Origin of the sequence: Kitasatospora sp. NPDC059577 (assembly GCF_042735475.1) — a bacterium.
Classification (GTDB): domain Bacteria; phylum Actinomycetota; class Actinomycetes; order Streptomycetales; family Streptomycetaceae; genus Kitasatospora.
This window is the reverse complement of the sequence record NZ_JBHWBZ010000006.1, coordinates 16,306-30,862: the sequence shown is the minus strand read 5'-3', so window position 1 is coordinate 30,862 and position 14,557 is coordinate 16,306. Positions and strand designations below refer to the sequence as shown.

13 protein-coding genes are annotated in these 14,557 nt (G+C 74.5%); 4 read left to right on the top strand and 9 right to left on the bottom strand.

Features of this window, described 5'->3' with window-relative positions; translation table 11 throughout:
• Positions 1-21 precede the first annotated feature (21 nt).
• Positions 22-843 carry a lysophospholipid acyltransferase family protein gene (locus ACFV0O_RS07945; protein WP_380337908.1) on the bottom strand — a complete coding sequence of 274 codons (822 nt, stop codon included), beginning with the start codon at positions 841-843 and terminating at the stop codon, positions 22-24.
• A 175-nt stretch (positions 844-1,018) separates the two neighbouring features.
• On the opposite strand from ACFV0O_RS07945, the gene ACFV0O_RS07940 reads away from it, so the two are divergent.
• Together ACFV0O_RS07940 and ACFV0O_RS07935 are read left to right on the top strand one after the other, a co-directional pair.
• Positions 1,019-1,813 carry an alpha/beta fold hydrolase gene (locus ACFV0O_RS07940; protein ID WP_360262154.1) on the top strand — a complete coding sequence of 265 codons (795 nt, stop codon included), beginning with the start codon at positions 1,019-1,021 and terminating at the stop codon, positions 1,811-1,813.
• Positions 1,806-2,609 carry a hypothetical protein gene (locus ACFV0O_RS07935; RefSeq protein ID WP_380337905.1) on the top strand — a complete coding sequence of 268 codons (804 nt, stop codon included), beginning with the start codon at positions 1,806-1,808 and terminating at the stop codon, positions 2,607-2,609. Before ACFV0O_RS07940 ends, ACFV0O_RS07935 begins: the two co-directional genes overlap by 8 nt.
• A 103-nt stretch (positions 2,610-2,712) precedes the next feature.
• Here the strand turns inward: ACFV0O_RS07935 and ACFV0O_RS07930 are convergent, their stop codons facing one another.
• The 5 genes from ACFV0O_RS07930 to ACFV0O_RS07910 form a co-directional block, all read right to left on the bottom strand.
• The gene (locus ACFV0O_RS07930; RefSeq protein WP_380337903.1) at positions 2,713-3,486 is read right to left on the bottom strand and encodes an endonuclease/exonuclease/phosphatase family protein; all 774 of its coding nucleotides are present in this window, start codon (positions 3,484-3,486) and stop codon (positions 2,713-2,715) included.
• Positions 3,487-3,659: 173 nt separating this feature from the next.
• Entirely contained in the window at positions 3,660-4,607 is a 948-nt protein-coding gene (locus ACFV0O_RS07925; protein WP_360262151.1) for an ROK family glucokinase, read from the bottom strand.
• Positions 4,608-4,799: 192 nt separating this feature from the next.
• Positions 4,800-5,252, bottom strand: a complete 453-nt coding sequence (locus tag ACFV0O_RS07920) for a DUF5304 family protein (protein ID WP_380337899.1) — start codon at positions 5,250-5,252, stop codon at positions 4,800-4,802.
• A 172-nt stretch (positions 5,253-5,424) separates the two neighbouring features.
• Positions 5,425-6,597 (bottom strand): ArsA family ATPase, encoded by a 1,173-nt coding sequence (locus ACFV0O_RS07915; RefSeq protein WP_380337897.1) that lies wholly within the window; start codon positions 6,595-6,597, stop codon positions 5,425-5,427.
• A 24-nt stretch (positions 6,598-6,621) separates the two neighbouring features.
• Positions 6,622-7,083: an SRPBCC family protein gene (locus tag ACFV0O_RS07910; protein ID WP_380337894.1), complete on the bottom strand. Its 462-nt coding sequence runs from the start codon at positions 7,081-7,083 to the stop codon at positions 6,622-6,624.
• Positions 7,084-7,417: 334 nt separating this feature from the next.
• On the opposite strand from ACFV0O_RS07910, the gene ACFV0O_RS07905 reads away from it, so the two are divergent.
• Positions 7,418-9,211, top strand: coding sequence for an AMP-dependent synthetase/ligase (locus tag ACFV0O_RS07905; protein ID WP_380337891.1), 1,794 nt, complete (start codon positions 7,418-7,420; stop codon positions 9,209-9,211).
• Between the two features lie 60 nt (positions 9,212-9,271).
• On the opposite strand, the gene ACFV0O_RS07900 is transcribed toward ACFV0O_RS07905, so the two are convergent.
• Entirely contained in the window at positions 9,272-10,408 is a 1,137-nt protein-coding gene (locus ACFV0O_RS07900) for a glycosyltransferase family 4 protein (RefSeq protein ID WP_380337889.1), read from the bottom strand.
• A 233-nt stretch (positions 10,409-10,641) separates the two neighbouring features.
• On the opposite strand from ACFV0O_RS07900, the gene ACFV0O_RS07895 reads away from it, so the two are divergent.
• Positions 10,642-12,012, top strand: coding sequence for a glycosyltransferase 87 family protein (locus ACFV0O_RS07895; protein WP_380337887.1), 1,371 nt, complete (start codon positions 10,642-10,644; stop codon positions 12,010-12,012).
• A gap of 90 nt (positions 12,013-12,102) precedes the next feature.
• On the opposite strand, the gene ACFV0O_RS07890 is transcribed toward ACFV0O_RS07895, so the two are convergent.
• Positions 12,103-13,125, bottom strand: coding sequence for a hypothetical protein (locus ACFV0O_RS07890; protein ID WP_380337885.1), 1,023 nt, complete (start codon positions 13,123-13,125; stop codon positions 12,103-12,105).
• A gap of 179 nt (positions 13,126-13,304) precedes the next feature.
• The gene (locus tag ACFV0O_RS07885; RefSeq protein ID WP_380337882.1) at positions 13,305-14,351 is read right to left on the bottom strand and encodes an NlpC/P60 family protein; all 1,047 of its coding nucleotides are present in this window, start codon (positions 14,349-14,351) and stop codon (positions 13,305-13,307) included.
• Between the last annotated feature and the right edge of the window lie 206 nt (positions 14,352-14,557).

Here is a 14,557-nt window from a genome sequence, read left to right as displayed (position 1 = left end):
CCCCCGGGCCCGGCCGGGCCGTCAGGCCGAGCCGGTCTCCTTGTCCGCCTCGGCGGCCTTCTCGGCCTCGGCGGTCTTCTCCGCCTTCTCCGCCTCGGCGGCCTCGGCCTTCTCCGCCTTGGCCGCGGCGCGACGCTCGGCGTCGGCCTTCTTCTTGTCCTCGGAGATCTGCCGCTTGGCCGCGGTCGCGTAGATGTCCACGTACTCCTGGCCGGAGAGCCGCATGATCTCGTACATCACCTCGTCCGTCACCGAACGGAGGATGAAGCGGTCGTTCTCCATGCCGTGGTAGCGGGAGAAGTCGAGCGGGCGGCCGATCCGGATACCGGGGCGGGTCCCGAAGTTCGGGACCACCTGGCCGGGCGGCTGCACCTTCTCGGTGTCGATCATGGCGACCGGGATCACCGGGGCGCCGGTGGCCAGCGCGACGCGGGCCAGACCGCCGACCTTGCCGCGGTACAGCTTGCCGTCGGGCGAACGGGTGCCCTCCGGGTAGACGCCGAACAGCTCGCCGCGCTCCAGCACCGCGATGGCGCTGCGGATCGCGGCCTCGCCGGCGCCGCGCACGCCCGAGCGGTCCACCGGCAGCTGACCGACGCCCTTGAAGAACGCGGCGGTCAGCCGGCCCTTGAGGCCCGGAGTGTTGAAGTACTCGGCCTTCGCGATGAAGGTCACCCGGCGCTTGATCAGCGCGGGGAAGAAGAACGAGTCCGAGAAGGACAGGTGGTTGCTGGCGATGATCGCCGCACCCTCGGTGGGGATGTTCTCCTCACCCTCGATCCACGGCCGGAAGAAGATCCGAAGCAGTGGCGCGACGATCATCTTCATCAGTCGGTAGAACAACCCGGGCCTCCTGTTATGCGGACCGGTCGATCCTAATGCCCCGCGGCCGTCGACTGTGCCCGCCCCCGCCGATGGGGGTGTACGGCCCGGCGCGGGGCGTGGGACGATGCGAATTCCTGCAGCTGCCCCTCCAGCGTCCCTCCCCCAGCGCCACCCGCCCGCGAAGGAGTCCGCCATGCCGTTGCTGCCCGGTGCCGAACCGTACCGCCACCGCGGTGGAGCGGTGGGCGTGCTGCTCTGCCACGGCTTCACCGGGTCGCCGCAGTCGCTGCGCCCGTGGGCCGAGGAACTGGCCGCGGCCGGGTACACCGTGTCGCTGCCGCTGCTGCCGGGACACGGCACCCGCTGGCAGGACATGCAGCTCACCCGGTGGGAGGACTGGTACGCCGAGGTCGAACGCGAGCTGCTGGCCCTCGCCGACGAGTGCGAGCAGGTCTTCGTCTGCGCGCTGTCGATGGGCGGCGCGCTGGCGCTGCGGCTCGCCGCGCTGCACGGCCCGACGGTCTCCGGGCTGGTGCTGGTCAACCCGTCGGTGCGCTCGGACACCCCCGCGAGTGTGCTGCTTCCGGTGCTGCGCCACCTCGTCCCGAGCGTGCCCGGGATCGCCGACGACATCGCCAGGACCGGGGTGACCGAACACGGTTACGACCGGACGCCGCTGCACGCCGCCTGGTCGTTGAGCCGGCTCTGGCGGGAGGTCCAGGACCGGCTGCCGGAGGTGACCCAGCCGGTCCTGCTCTTCCACAGCCCCCAGGACCACGTCGTCTCGCCGGCCAACTCGGAACTGGTGCTGGCCCGGATATCCTCGACCGACGTGACGGAGCGGCTGTGCCAACGCAGCTTCCACGTCGCGACGCTGGACCACGACGCGGCGGAAATATTCGCGGCCAGCCAGGACTTCATCCGACGGCTGGCCCCCGCGCACGCGGCGGGCGCAACCCGGGTCGAATCCGACGATCACCATGGCTGAAGGGCCGGAAGTGCACGAGAGCAGCACGGCGGGCGGCGGGGACGAGACTCCCCGCGAGGACGGCGCGACGAAGGACGGCGGGGCGAGGGACGGCGCTACGCAGGACGGCGGGGCGAAGGACGCCGCCGCCCCGGGCGGTGCGCCGACGGACCGTACCGGCGCGGAGGGCGCCGCGGCACCGGCACCCGCCCCCACGCCGGCACCGGCGCCCGCGAAGGACACCGCTGGCGACTCCGCCGGGCCGGGGGTCCCCGCCGGGCCACGCCGCGCGCCCGAGCGCAGCCAGGCCGAGCAGGACGAGATCTTCGCGGCCCTGGTCGCCCAGTTCGACGACCCGGTCGACCTCAACAACCCCAACTGGCCCGAGGTCGAGAACCTCCGGGCGCAGAACGGGTTCAAGGGCGGCTACAAGGACGGCCCCGGAGCCGGCGGGCAGGGCGACCTCGCCGACCTCGCACCGCAGCCGCGCCCCCGCTCCGGTCGGCCGGTGATGCCCGCCGCCGGTTCGGGTCCGCGCGACTTCGAGCTGGACGAGGAGACCGACGAGGGCCACTTCGTCCCACCGGAGCCCCCGCCGCTGCCCGAGGCCGACGTGACCGCCAAGTTCGCCTGGCTCGCCGTGCTCGGCGGCCCGGCGCTGCTGCTGGTCGACGCGGTGGTCTGGCGGGAGATCTCCGGCTGGCCCGCCTGGGTCGGGGTCACGGCCTTCCTCGGCGGCTTCGTCACCCTGGTGGCCCGGATGCGGGACCGCGACGAGGACGAGCCGGAGGACCCGGACCACGGGGCGGTCGTGTAGGACCGGCCCTCCGGCGCCGGTCCGCAGGCCCCGCTCCGAGGGCGGGGGTCCCCGGAGAGGGTCCGAGGGCGGGGGTCCGCCGGAGAGGGTCCGAGGGCGGGGCCTAGCCCTCCGGGACCTCCAGGACCGCGAGCACCGGCAGGTGGTCGGTCGCGGCCCGCAGGTCGGCCTCGGTGACCCCGGGCAGCCCGTGCGGCACCCCGCAGCCGAGGACGGTGATCCCGGGGGTGGCGAAGACGGCGTCGATCCGCTGGTAGGGGCGTTCCGGTACGGACGTGAACTCGCCGCCCCAGGGGGCGGTCGGGTGGCCGTCCTGCAGCCGGGAGGCCAGCAGCTGCCAGCCGGGCCCGTCCGGGTGCTCGTTGAAGTCCCCTGCCACGACGCCGTGTTCGGCGATCGCGAGCTGGTCGAGCAGGAGCTCGAACTGCCCGTACCGCTCTTCGGGCTGCAGGCTCAGGTGGCAGCTGGTGAGGGTGAACGGCGCCGTGCCGGGCAGCCGCAGCAGCGCGGTGGCGAAGCCGCGGGCGTGCAGGCCGCGGGTCTTGGGCAGCAGCCGGTCGTGCACCCCCAGCACCTCGGCGGCGCCGGGCCGGCCGAGCAGCAGCGGACCGGCCGCGGTCCGCCCGCCGCCGGCCAGCACCTCCGTCCCGGTGTGCCGGGCCAGCCACCCGGCCTGCCCCTCGGGACGCCAGTAGCGCGGCGACTCCTGGATGCAGACCAGGTCGGGCGCGCAGGCCCGGATCACTCGGGCCAGCGCCCGCCGGTCGTCGCGCAGCGAGCGGATGTTGTAGCTGAGCAGGCGCAGCCGCCGCGGGCCGGCCGGCGGCAGTGGTCCGACGGTCGTGGGACTGCCGACTGGATCGGTCTCGGCGGTCATGGCCCTCCCCTGTGCGTCGTCGCCGGGTGCGTCGTCGTCGGCTCCGACCGTACGCGGGACCGGTCTCCGACCGTACGCGCCGCCGCCGGGACGTGCGACGGCGGCGGCGCGTCCGGGAGCGGTCGGGGCCCGGTCGCACCGCCGCCGGCGGGCTGGGAAGAGGGGTGTGCGTCCTACGCGGGGGTGCGGGCCAGGTCCGCCGCACCGACGATGCCGGCGGCGGAGCCCATCGAGGCCAGTACGACCTCGGCGCGCGGGCGGTGCACACCGCCGGTCAGGTAGTGCTCGAAGGCCTTGGCGACCGGGTCGAGCAGCAGGCGGCCGGAGTCGGAGACGCCGCCGCCGAGCACGAAGACGGCCGGGTCGAACAGCGCGGCGAGGTCGGCCATGCCTCGGCCCAGCCAGTCGGCCAGCTCCGAGTAGCACTCCAGGGCGAGCGGGTCGCCGGCCTCGGCGGCCTCGGTGATGTGGATGCCGCGGATGGTCTCGGCGACGCCGTCGTTGAGCTCCAGCATCCGCCGGCCGCGCACCGGGTCGGCCGCCGCCTTCTCCCGGCCGTAGCGGCGCAGCGCCCGCCCGGAGCCGTACTGCTCCCAGCAGCCCTTGCCGCCGCAGCCGCACTGCAGGCCGTCCGGGACCATGTTGAGGTGGCCGATCTCGCCGGCCACGCCGAACCGGCCGCGGTGCAGCCGGCCGTCCATGACGATGCCGCCGCCGATGCCGGTGCCGACCGTGATCAGCACCATGTCCTGGTGTTCGGCGGCCGCGCCGAAGCGGAACTCGGCCCAGGCGGCGGAGTTGGCGTCGTTCTCGATCACCGCAGACAGGCCGGTGAGCTCTTCGATCCGGCCGCGCAGCGGCTCGTTCTCCCAGTCGATGTTGGGCGCGAAGATCACCGTGGAGCGGTTGCTGTCGACGAAGCCGGGAGCGCCGACCCCGACCGCGGTGACGCCGGGGTGCTCCTCCTTGAGCTCGCGCACGGCCTGCGCGATGGCATCGACCGCCCACTGAGGGTCGGCCGGGGTGGGCACCCTGGTCCGGGCCAGGATCTCGCCCGTCTCGTCGACCACACCTGCCGCGATCTTGGTCCCGCCGACATCGACGCCGATGGTCAGAGCCATGTGTCCCTCAGCTATTCACTCGTTCCCGCTGGACGGAACGGTACCGCCCAACCCGGCCCCCGTACACAGCCTCGCATACATTATTCGAAGACAATTTTGGGGCAACCGCGCGGTGACGCTTCAAAAGTCGTATCTAATCTCCTTCTTCGTGACGTACGGGAGCAACGCGGTCACCCTCCGAAAGTTACGGTTTCACTGCTTGGCGGACGGCTCGTCAGGCCCGTCGAGGTCGATCTTCTCGGTGGCCGCGCCCTGCCCGGCGGTCCAGCGGCTCTCGTGCCCGGCCACGGCGGCGCGGTAGGCGGCCAGCAGCTCGGCGCCCGCGGCGGCGATCCCGGAGCCGGCGGCGGCGAGGTGGGTGTAGATCTCCGGCTGCTGGGTGCGCAGGCGGTCGGCCAGGCCGGAGAGGGTGATCAGGGTGGTGGCGCTGGTCTCCTGCGCCTTCTCGCCGAGGGCCGTGGCGAACCGGCGCACCTCGTCCACCAGCGGGCCCAGCTCCGGCCCGAACGGGTGAGCCTGCCCGTCGGCCCGAGTCCCCTCCTCGCCGTCGGCCTGCCCGGCCCGCCCGTCGGCGGCCCCGGTGCGGCCCCCGACGGACTCGGTGCGGTCGTCGACGGGCTCGGTGCGGTCGTCGGTGCTGGTCATCGCGGGCGCCTCCTCGGCCGTGGCCGCACCCCGCGGCCCTCCGGCCCGACGCTACCCGACCGGCCGTACCCCCCGGAAAGGCCGAACGGCGCCTGCCCGGGGCCCGGTGCGGGCCCGTCCGAGGCCCTGCCGCAGGCCCGCACGGGGCCTCGGATCCGTGCCGGGCGGCCGGTCAGCCCTGCGGCCAGAGCGCAGGATCAGGAGCGAACCGCACGGTGAGCACCCCGTCCAGCAGCCCGGCCCCGGCCACCGTGCAGCGGCGCAGCGCGGACGGCAGGGTGAGCACCCGGCGGTGGGCGCCGAGGCCGACCACCAGGTCGTCGCCCCGGCGGACCAGGTCCAGCTCCGCCCGGTCGGCGCCGGGCAGGTCGAGGTGCCAGACCAGCAGGCCGTCCTCGGCGAGCCGGTCCTCGACCGTCCAGGGCACCGGGGCGAGCCGTTCGGGGCCGGGGCCGTCCCCGTAGAGGCGGTCGGCGACGGCCTCCAGGCTGGCGTCGGCGAGGCCGGTGACCAGGACCGGGGCGTCGGTCCCGGCGGCGAGGGCGGCCAGTTCCTCCTGCCGTCGGCGGGCCAGCGCGGCCAGCCAGGGGTCGGGCGAGGCGGCGGCGGCCTCGGGCAGCGCGCCGTGCACGACCACGGCGTCCGGTCGGTGTCCGTGGAGCGCGAGCCCGGCCCGGATCCGGCGCAGTTCCCCGTACGGGTGGCCGTCGGCGGGGACGACCAGGCGGACGCTGGTGCCGGGGTCGGCGATCGCGGCGCCGGACTCGGCGAGCGCCGCGGCGGCCTTGCCGCGCCCCTCGTACAGCCAGTCGGCGGGCATCGGGACGCCGGCCAGCCCGGCCAGCAGCGGGCGCAGCGCCCGGGCGGCCTGCCGCTGCTCGGGGACGAGCCGATCCAGGTAGCGGGCCAGTTGCTCGGGCAGGGCGAGGGTGGCGATCAGCTCGGCGGGCGGCGGGGCGAGCACGACCAGGACGTCCTGGTCGGCGGCGGGCAGGGCGCGCAGCAGGGCGAGCCGGGCGATGCCGGGGAGCGCGGTGAGCTCCTCGGGGTCGAGCTGTTCGGCGCCGAGCAGGTCGAGGGCGGGCTTGAGCCGGCCGGTGAGCTCGCCGACGGCGTAGCGGAAGGCGGCCTGCTCGTCGATTCGGGAGACGGTCAGGCCGGGGGCGTAGCCGAGCGGTTCGGGCTCCAGCCGGGTGCCGAGGGCGGAGTCGAGCGCCCGGTGCGGGTCGTCGGCCGCCAGCAGCCAGGTGCGGTGTCCGCGCCGTGCGGCGTGCAGGGCGGTGGCGGCGGCCACCGCGGGCGCGCCCGCGTCACCGCTGACCAGGATGGTGCGTGTCGCCGTCATGCCGTCGACCCCCGTTCCGCCGTGTCAGCCCTCGGAGCGCGGCTTGCCGTCGGCGTCCTCGACGCGCTTCTTCAGTCCGGCCAGGGCGCGGTCGATGATGACCTTCTCGGCCTTGCGCTTGATCATGCCGAGCATCGGGATCTTGACGTCCACGGCGAGCTGGTAGGTCACCTCGGTGCGGCCGCCGGCCAGCGGCGCGAGGGTGTACGAGCCGTCCAGCGAGCGGAGCATCTGGCTGCGGACGAGGGTCCAGCCGACCTCGCGGTCGCCGTCCCAGGTGTAGGCGAGGACGTGCTCGTCGCGGATGGCGCCGGCGTCGAGCAGCAGCCGGACCTTGGCGGCGCGTCCCTCCTCGCCGGTCTCCAGGACCTCGATCTCCTTGACCTCACCGGTCCAGGCCGGGTAGGCGGCGAAGTCGGCGATCACGGCCATGACCGTGGCCGGGGTCGCGTCGATGGTGATGCTCGACCTGGTGTGCTCCGCCATGGAATGGCCCTCCGCGTCGTCCCTCTGCCTGCCGGCCCGGCCGGGGCGCCCTCGGCCCGGTCCGCCCGGAGCAGGCTATCGCGACCGGCGATCCGGTCGGCGGCACGGGCGTGCTCCGCGGGCGGCCGCGGCCCGGCGGGCGCCGGGCGGCGGGGCATGCTACCGGCCGGTCACCGCGGGGCTGCCGTAGGGTGCCATTCGAACGACCTGGTCACGGCCTGGTCGGACCCGGCCGGGTGTGACACTTCGAACACCGGGGCCGCCCCCCTGGCCGAAGCTGCCTACCGGGCAGTAACGTCCTGCCGTCCCGCAGCGTCGCGAACGAGGAGCAGTCTTGCTCGACTTCAGCCTTCCGGCCCTCTACCAGGTACCGAGCGGCGGTAACCTCTCCGACCTCGTGCACCAGAACGCCGAGCGGCACCCGGACGTCGTGGTCCTCAGCCGCAAGGTGGACGGCCAGTGGCAGGAGTTGACCGCCGCCCAGTTCCTGGTCGAGGTGCACGCCGCAGCGAAGGGCCTGATCGCCACCGGCATCCGCCCGGGGGACCGCGTGGGCATCATGTCCCGGACCCGGTACGAGTGGACGCTGCTGGACTTCGCGATCTGGTCGGCCGGTGCCATCACCGTGCCGGTGTACGAGACCTCCTCCCCCGAGCAGGTGGAGTGGATCCTCGGCGACTCCGGCGCGGTCGCCGTGCTCACCGAGACCGACCAGCACCGCGAGGTGGTCGAGACGGTCCGCGGCCGTCTCCCGGAGCTGAAGCACACCTGGCAGATCGAGCAGGGCGCGGTCGCCGCGCTGGCCGAGGCCGGCCACGGGGTCTCCGACGAGACCGTCGCCGAGCACCGCGGGAGCGCCGACTCCGACTCGATCGCGACCATCGTCTACACCTCGGGCACCACCGGCCGCCCGAAGGGCTGTCAGCTGACGCACGGCAACTTCCTCGCCGAGTGCGGCAACATCGTCGAGCGGCTGGCCCCGCTGTTCCGCACCGGCGAGAGCTCCGTCCTGCTCTTCCTGCCGCTGGCGCACGTGCTCGGCCGGATCGCCGAGATCGCCCCGGCGATGGCCCCGATCAAGCTCGGCCACGTCTCCGACATCAAGGACGTCACGGCCGAGCTGGCAGCCTTCCGGCCGACCCTGATCCTGGGCGTGCCGAGAGTCTTCGAGAAGGTCTACAACACCGCCCGCGCCAAGGCCCAGGCCGACGGCAAGGGCAAGATCTTCGACAAGGCCGCCGAGACCGCGATCGCCTACAGCCGGGCGCTGGACGCCGGCGGCGCCGGCCTGGTCCTGCGGATCAAGCACGCGGTCTTCGACAAGCTGGTCTACAGCAAGCTGCGCGCCGCGCTCGGCGGCCGCGCCACCCACGCCATCTCCGGCGGCGCCCCGCTCGGCGAGCGCCTGGGCCACTTCTACCGGGGCATCGGCTTCACCGTCCTGGAGGGCTACGGCCTGACGGAGACCTGCGCGGCCACCACCTTCAACCCGTGGGACAAGCCGAAGATCGGCACGGTCGGCCAGCCGGTGCCCGGCGCCTCGGTCCGGGTCGCCGAGGACGGCGAGGTCTTCTTCAAGGGCCCGCACGTCTTCACCGGCTACTGGAACAACCCGCAGGCCACCGCGGACACGCTCAGGGACGGCTGGATGGCCAGCGGCGACATCGGCTCGCTGGACTCCGAGGGCTACCTGACCATCACCGGCCGCAAGAAGGAGATCATCGTCACGGCCGGTGGCAAGAACGTCGCCCCGGCCGTGATCGAGGACCGGATCCGGGCCCACGCCCTGGTCGGCGAGGTCATGGTGGTCGGCGACCGCAAGCCGTTCATCGCCTGCCTGATCACCGTCGACCCGGACTTCTTCCCCAAGTGGAAGGAGCTCAACGGCAAGCCCGCCGGCGCCACCGTCGGCGACCTCGCCGAGGACCCGGACCTGCTCGCCGCCCTGCAGGGCGCGGTGGACGACGGCAACGCGGCCGTCTCGCACGCCGAGGCGGTCAAGAAGTTCCGCCTGCTGGACACCGAGTTCTCCGAGGAGAGCGGCCACCTGACGCCCTCGCTGAAGCTCAAGCGCAACCTCGTGCTGAAGGACTTCGCGGCCGAGGTCGAGGCCCTCTACAAGAAGTGACCACCGCAGCCGCAGGGCCCTGCCTCCTCCCGGAGGCGGGGCCCTGCGCCGTTCGGGGCCTCAGGCCGCCAGCAGCGAGGTCAGCCGCCCGGCCAGCAGGTCCCAGCGCCAGGAGCGCTCCACCCACCGCCGCCCGGCCTCGCCCATCCGCCGCCGCAGCTCCTCGTCGCGCAGCAGCCGCACGATCCGCTCGGCCGACGCCGCGGCCGAACCACCGGGCACCACGTACCCGGTCTCGCCCTCCAGCACCGCGTCCGGTGCGCCGCCGGAGTCCCCCGCGACCACCGGCAGGCCGGTCGCCGAGGCCTCCAGGTAGACGATGCCCAGGCCCTCGACGTCCAGGCCCCCGCGCCGGGTCCGGCAGGGCATCGCGAAGACGTCCCCGGCCCCGTAGTGGGCGGGCAGCTCCTCCCAGGGCACCGAACCGGTGAACCGCACCGAGTCCCGTACGCCCTTGGCGTCCGCGAGCTTCTCCAGGTCCGCCCGGTACGGCCCGCCGCCGACGATCAGCAGCACCGCGTCCGGCACGTCGGCCAGGATCTGCGGCATCGCCTCGATCAGGGTGTCCTGGCCCTTGCGCGGCACCAGCCGGGAGACGCAGACCACGACCGGCCGGTCCGCGAGCCCGAGCCGGCGGCGGACCTCGGCGCCCCCGGAGCCCGGGTGGAAGGTCGACTCGTCCACGCCCGGCGGCAGCTGCACCATCCGGGCCGCGGCCCGCGGCCCGACGGCGGCGGCGATCCGGGAGCGGGTGTACTCGCCCAGGTAGGTCAGCACGTCGGTGCCCGCGCCGATCCGGCGCAGCAGCTGCCGGGAGCCCGGCAGCTGGGCCCAGGCGGCCTCGTGGCCGTGCGTCATGCCGAGCAGCCGCCCGGCGCCGGCCCGGCGCAGCGCGGGCGCCATCAGGCCGAGCGGGGCGGCGGCGCCGAACCAGACCGAGTCGCACTGCTCGGCGCGCAGGATCTCGGCGGCCCGCCGGGTGACCCGGGGTGTGGGAACCATCACCTTCGTCCGGTCCCGGATCACCGGGAACGGCTGCTCGGCGTCGAAGCGCCTCACCTCGCTGCCGTCCCGCCAGGTCGAGGCGTACACCACGATGCTCCCTGCGGGCTGACGGACGGCCATGTTGTGGACGAAGGCCTGGATGCCCCCCGGGCGGGGCGGGAAGTCATTGGTGACGATCAAGGTTCTGTGCATCAGGCCACGGCTCGCTCGGTCGGGGGGTGCGCGGTGTACCGCTGGGTGATCCGTACGATAGGTCAACACCATGACCCGCCGGGAACGGAACCGCGCACGGCAACCGTTTGACCCCCGGGTCAGTCCTAGTACGTGGGTCCGGAGGTCGGCCCCGGGGCCGCGGACACGACGGCCCCGGCGTCCGTCAGTACGACGCCTCCGGTGAGGACGTCCGAGACGAACGAGGGAGCGCAGTGGAATTGGCCCCGGCCACCGAGTCCGGTTCGTCGCGCGGCCGGCTCGGCCGCCCGCTCGGGGCGCTGGCCGCGCTCGGCGCGACCTGGGTGGCCACCCGCACCGTGCTGGTGCTGCTGATCACCGGCGTGCTGAAGTCACCCGGCGGCGACGTCACCGCCGACGTGTGGATGATCTACCACGCCTGGTACGGCGTGCTGCAGACCGGCACCTTCCCCTTCGACGACGTGACCTGGCAGTACCCGCCGGGCGCCGCCCTGGTGATCCTGCTGCCGGGCCTGCTGCCCTGGTCGTACCTGGTCTCGTTCTGGGTGATCTGCGGGGTCGCCGACGCCGCCGCGGCCGCCCTGCTGGTCCGCACCGGCCTGCGCCGGGGCCGGGCGCTGACCGGCGCCTGGATGTGGGTGGCGGGGGTCCCGCTGCTCGGCCCGATGATCTACAACCGCTTCGACGTCATCGTCACCGCGGTCACCCTGGCCGGCCTGCTGGCACTGATCCGCCGCCCGGCGGTCGGCGGGCTGTTGCTGGGCCTGGGCGGCATCGTCAAGGTCTGGCCGCTGCTCGGCCTGATCGGCACCCCCTCCGGCCGCCGCACCCGCCGTTCCTGGACGCTGGCGGGGGCCACCGCCGTCTCGATCGGCTTCCTGCTGGCAGCCGGCATGAACGGCGCCTTCGACTTCCTGGCCTTCCAGAAGGACCGCGGCATCGAGGTGGAGTCGGTCGGCGCCCTGCCGCTGCACCTGGCCCGGATCGCCGGGGGCTGGGACGGCCGGGTCACCATGAACTACGGCTCCCCCGAGATGCTCGGGCCGTGGGTCGGCGTGATCAGCAAGGTGATGATGGCCGGCACGGTGCTGGGCTTCCTCTGGCTGCTGCTGTGGCGCTTCACCTCCAAGCGCCGCAACGCGGCCACCATGTACGACGCGGCGCTGTGCGCGCTGCTGATCTTCGTGGTGACCAGCCGGGTGATCAGCCCGCAGTACCTGGTCTGGCTGGTCGGCGTCGCGGCGGTCTGCCTGACCGTGCGCGGCACCAGCCAGCGGCCGGTGGCGCTGCTGATCCTGATCGCCTGCCCGCTGACGCTGGTCGAGTTCCCGACGATGTTCACCCAGGTCCTGGCCAGCGACCCGCTCGCGATCACCGTGCTGGCCCTGCGCAACCTGCTGCTGGTGGCCGCCGCCGTGCTCTCCTGCGTCCGGCTGTGGCGCTCCACCCGCGGCGAGGCACCGCTGCCGCCGACGGTGGTGCTGGACCGGGACCCGGCCGCGCTGCCGGCCGCGGGCTACCCGGTGCGCCCGGGCATCGCGTACGAGCAGGATCTGCTGGACGGCATCGACCACCCGGGCGCGCCGGCCGAACAGCGGCGCTGAACCGGCCACGCCGGACCACGCCGGACCGGGCCCGAGCAGAAGGGCCGGACTCCGGTCGTCGGTTCCGGCCGTCGGTTCCGGCCGTCGGCCTCAGTCCTTCAGCGCCGCCACCTCGGCCTGCCAGAGCCTGGTGAACTCACCGAGGCCGACGCCCAGTTCGGCGCGCAGCAGCCGGTCCGTCCGGCGCTCGCGATCCTCGTCCGTCCCGTCGGCCGCGCCGACCGCCCGGTAGAAGGCGACCAGCCGCTGCGGCCCGTAGCGGCGGGCGATCAGCTCGCAGGCCAGCCAGGACTGCTCGTAGGCCTGGGCGATGCCGGCGGCCCCGGCGGCGAAGTCCCGGTCCTCGGGCAGGTCGGCGGGCAGCCGCCCGGCGGCGACGTCCCGGGCCAGCTCGGGGGCGATCTGCTGCGGGCTGCGGCCGGAGTCGCGGTAGGCGGTCCAGTCGGCGACGCCCTCGGAGAGCCACAGCGGCGTCCAGGCCCGGGTGTCGGACCTGGTCGCGACGTGGGTGGCCTCGTGCGTGATGACCACCTGCCGGCCGAAGTCGCTGAGGCGCCCGTACGCCTCGGGGTTGACCAGCACCCGGTCCGCCGGGGTGTGCCGGGGCGCGCCAGGGGCGGCCACGGTGACCGCCGCCATGCCCGCCCAGCCCGCCGGGTCGACCTCCAACAGTCGCGCGAACTGCTCCTCGGTGGCGGGCAGTTCGAGCAGCAGCCGACCGGCCCACGCCCCGCCCCAGACCTCCTCGACGGCCGGTACCGCCCGGTCCCCCACCGCGACCAGTCCGGCCGGGTCGGGTCCGTCGGCCGACCCGAGCACCAGACAGTGCGCGCCCGGCGCCGACCGTCCGGGGCCGAAGTCCCAGAGCGCCGGCGGCCCGCTCGCACTCTCCTCGCGCTCGACCCGCCAGCCGTCCTGGGCCCCGGTCAGCGCGATCCGGCGCGGGTACACCACGGGGTCGTCGTCGTACCCGGCGATCCGCACCACCAGGTCGGCCGCGGCGGTCAGCCGGTCCGGCCCGCCGCCCGCGGCGAGCACCAGGTTGCGGTACGCCGCCCCGACCACCGGAAGCCCCGAACGGGCCGGCAGCGAGCGTGCCCGCTCCGCCAGCACCGCGGCCACCTCGGCGCGCCGATCGGCCGCCTGCCGGGCCGGTGCCGCCGCCGGGGCGACCGGCGGCAGCGACAGCTGGGCCAGCCCGCCGGCCGCGAGCAGCAGCGCACCCCGCCGCGACAGCGCGCGACGGGGCCGGTCTATCGGATGCGGCCCGTGGGGGCCGCACGTCGAGGCGCTCAGAGCCGGACCACCCCCGAGACCGGCATGGCGTTGACGCTCTCGTAGCGGACCTTGGCGCCCGGGTAGGGGGCGTGCACGATCACGCCGCCGCCGGCGTACATGCCGACGTGGTGCATGTCCCGGTAGAAGATCACCAGGTCTCCCGGTCGCGCTTCGGAGAGGTTGATCCGCCGGCCGGCGTACGCCTGGGCCTGCGAAGTGCGCGGCAGGGTCACTCCTGCCTGCCGCCAGCTGTAGTACATCAGACCGGAGCAGTCGAACGCGCGGGGCCCGGTGGCTCCGTAGACGTACGGAGCCCCGACCATCCGCACCGCGGCCGCCAGCGCGGCCGCCCCGCGCTCGGAGGCGGCCGGGGCGGAGCCGAGGTCCAGCCGGTCGGTGCCGCGGGTGGCGCGCTGTTCGGCGTCCCGGGCGTCCTGGGCGGTCATCCTGGCCCGTTCGCCGGCGCCCAGGCCGTTGAGCAGCTTCTGCGCCGCGGCGAGCCGCTGCTGGATCTGCTGCTTGCCGTCGGCGAGCGAGCGGCGGGCCTCGTCCAGTTCGGCGAGCTTGCCGGTCGCCTCGACGCGCCGCTGGTCGAGCCGGCGCTCGCGGGCGACCAGCTCGTGCAGCGTCTCCTGCTGCCGCTGCGCCTCCTGGCCCATGGTCCGGGCCCGGGCCAGGTACCCCTCCGGGTCGGAGGACAGCATCAGCTGGGCGGCCTGGGCCATCCCTCCGCCGCGGTACTGCGCCCCGGCCACGGTCGCCAGACTGCCGCGCAGCTCGTTGAGCTGGTCCTGGGCGACGGCGATCTCGCCCTGGAGGATCGTGGTCTCGCCCTGGAGGCGCCGTTGGGCCTCCAGGGCCGCGTTGTACTTCTCGGACGCCTGCTCGGCCTCCTCGTAGAGCTGCTCGACCTGCGCCTTGACCTCCTTGCGGTCGGTCGGGTCCGGGCTGCCGGGGGCGGCCTGGGCGCTGCCTCCGGTCGCGACGCCGAGCGCGGTGGTGGCGGCCGCCGTCAGCACCAGCGCGCGGGCGAGCAGTTGGGAACGGCGGTGCACGGGCATGGCGGCAACGGCTCCAATCCGGCGGCGCGGCCCCGCCGCCGCCCCACTGCGGGCGGCCGTCGAGCGGGAGTCCGGTGGCAGACGTTAGCGAGTCCGGGCAAGCGAGTCCAAACCCCTCCGGACCCGAATATTTGACTCCTAATCGGACATCAGCCCGAGCAGCCGGAAAAGCCGCAGGCCCGGCCTTCCGTGGTGGAAGACCGGGC

Excerpts from the sequence above, each read along its gene's own strand:
- ACFV0O_RS07910 (WP_380337894.1), bottom strand. The coding sequence starts at position 7,083 with ATGGCGGAGCACACCAGGTCGAGCATCACCATCGACGCGACCCCGGCC.
- ACFV0O_RS07900 (WP_380337889.1), bottom strand. The coding sequence starts at position 10,408 with ATGCACAGAACCTTGATCGTCACCAATGACTTCCCGCCCCGCCCGGGG.
- ACFV0O_RS07930 (WP_380337903.1), bottom strand. The coding sequence starts at position 3,486 with ATGACCGCCGAGACCGATCCAGTCGGCAGTCCCACGACCGTCGGACCA.
- ACFV0O_RS07940 (WP_360262154.1), top strand. The coding sequence starts at position 1,019 with ATGCCGTTGCTGCCCGGTGCCGAACCGTACCGCCACCGCGGTGGAGCG.
- ACFV0O_RS07885 (WP_380337882.1), bottom strand. The coding sequence starts at position 14,351 with ATGCCCGTGCACCGCCGTTCCCAACTGCTCGCCCGCGCGCTGGTGCTG.
- ACFV0O_RS07915 (WP_380337897.1), bottom strand. The coding sequence starts at position 6,597 with ATGACGGCGACACGCACCATCCTGGTCAGCGGTGACGCGGGCGCGCCC.
- ACFV0O_RS07935 (WP_380337905.1), top strand. The coding sequence starts at position 1,806 with ATGGCTGAAGGGCCGGAAGTGCACGAGAGCAGCACGGCGGGCGGCGGG.
- ACFV0O_RS07920 (WP_380337899.1), bottom strand. The coding sequence starts at position 5,252 with ATGACCAGCACCGACGACCGCACCGAGCCCGTCGACGACCGCACCGAG.
- ACFV0O_RS07925 (WP_360262151.1), bottom strand. The coding sequence starts at position 4,607 with ATGGCTCTGACCATCGGCGTCGATGTCGGCGGGACCAAGATCGCGGCA.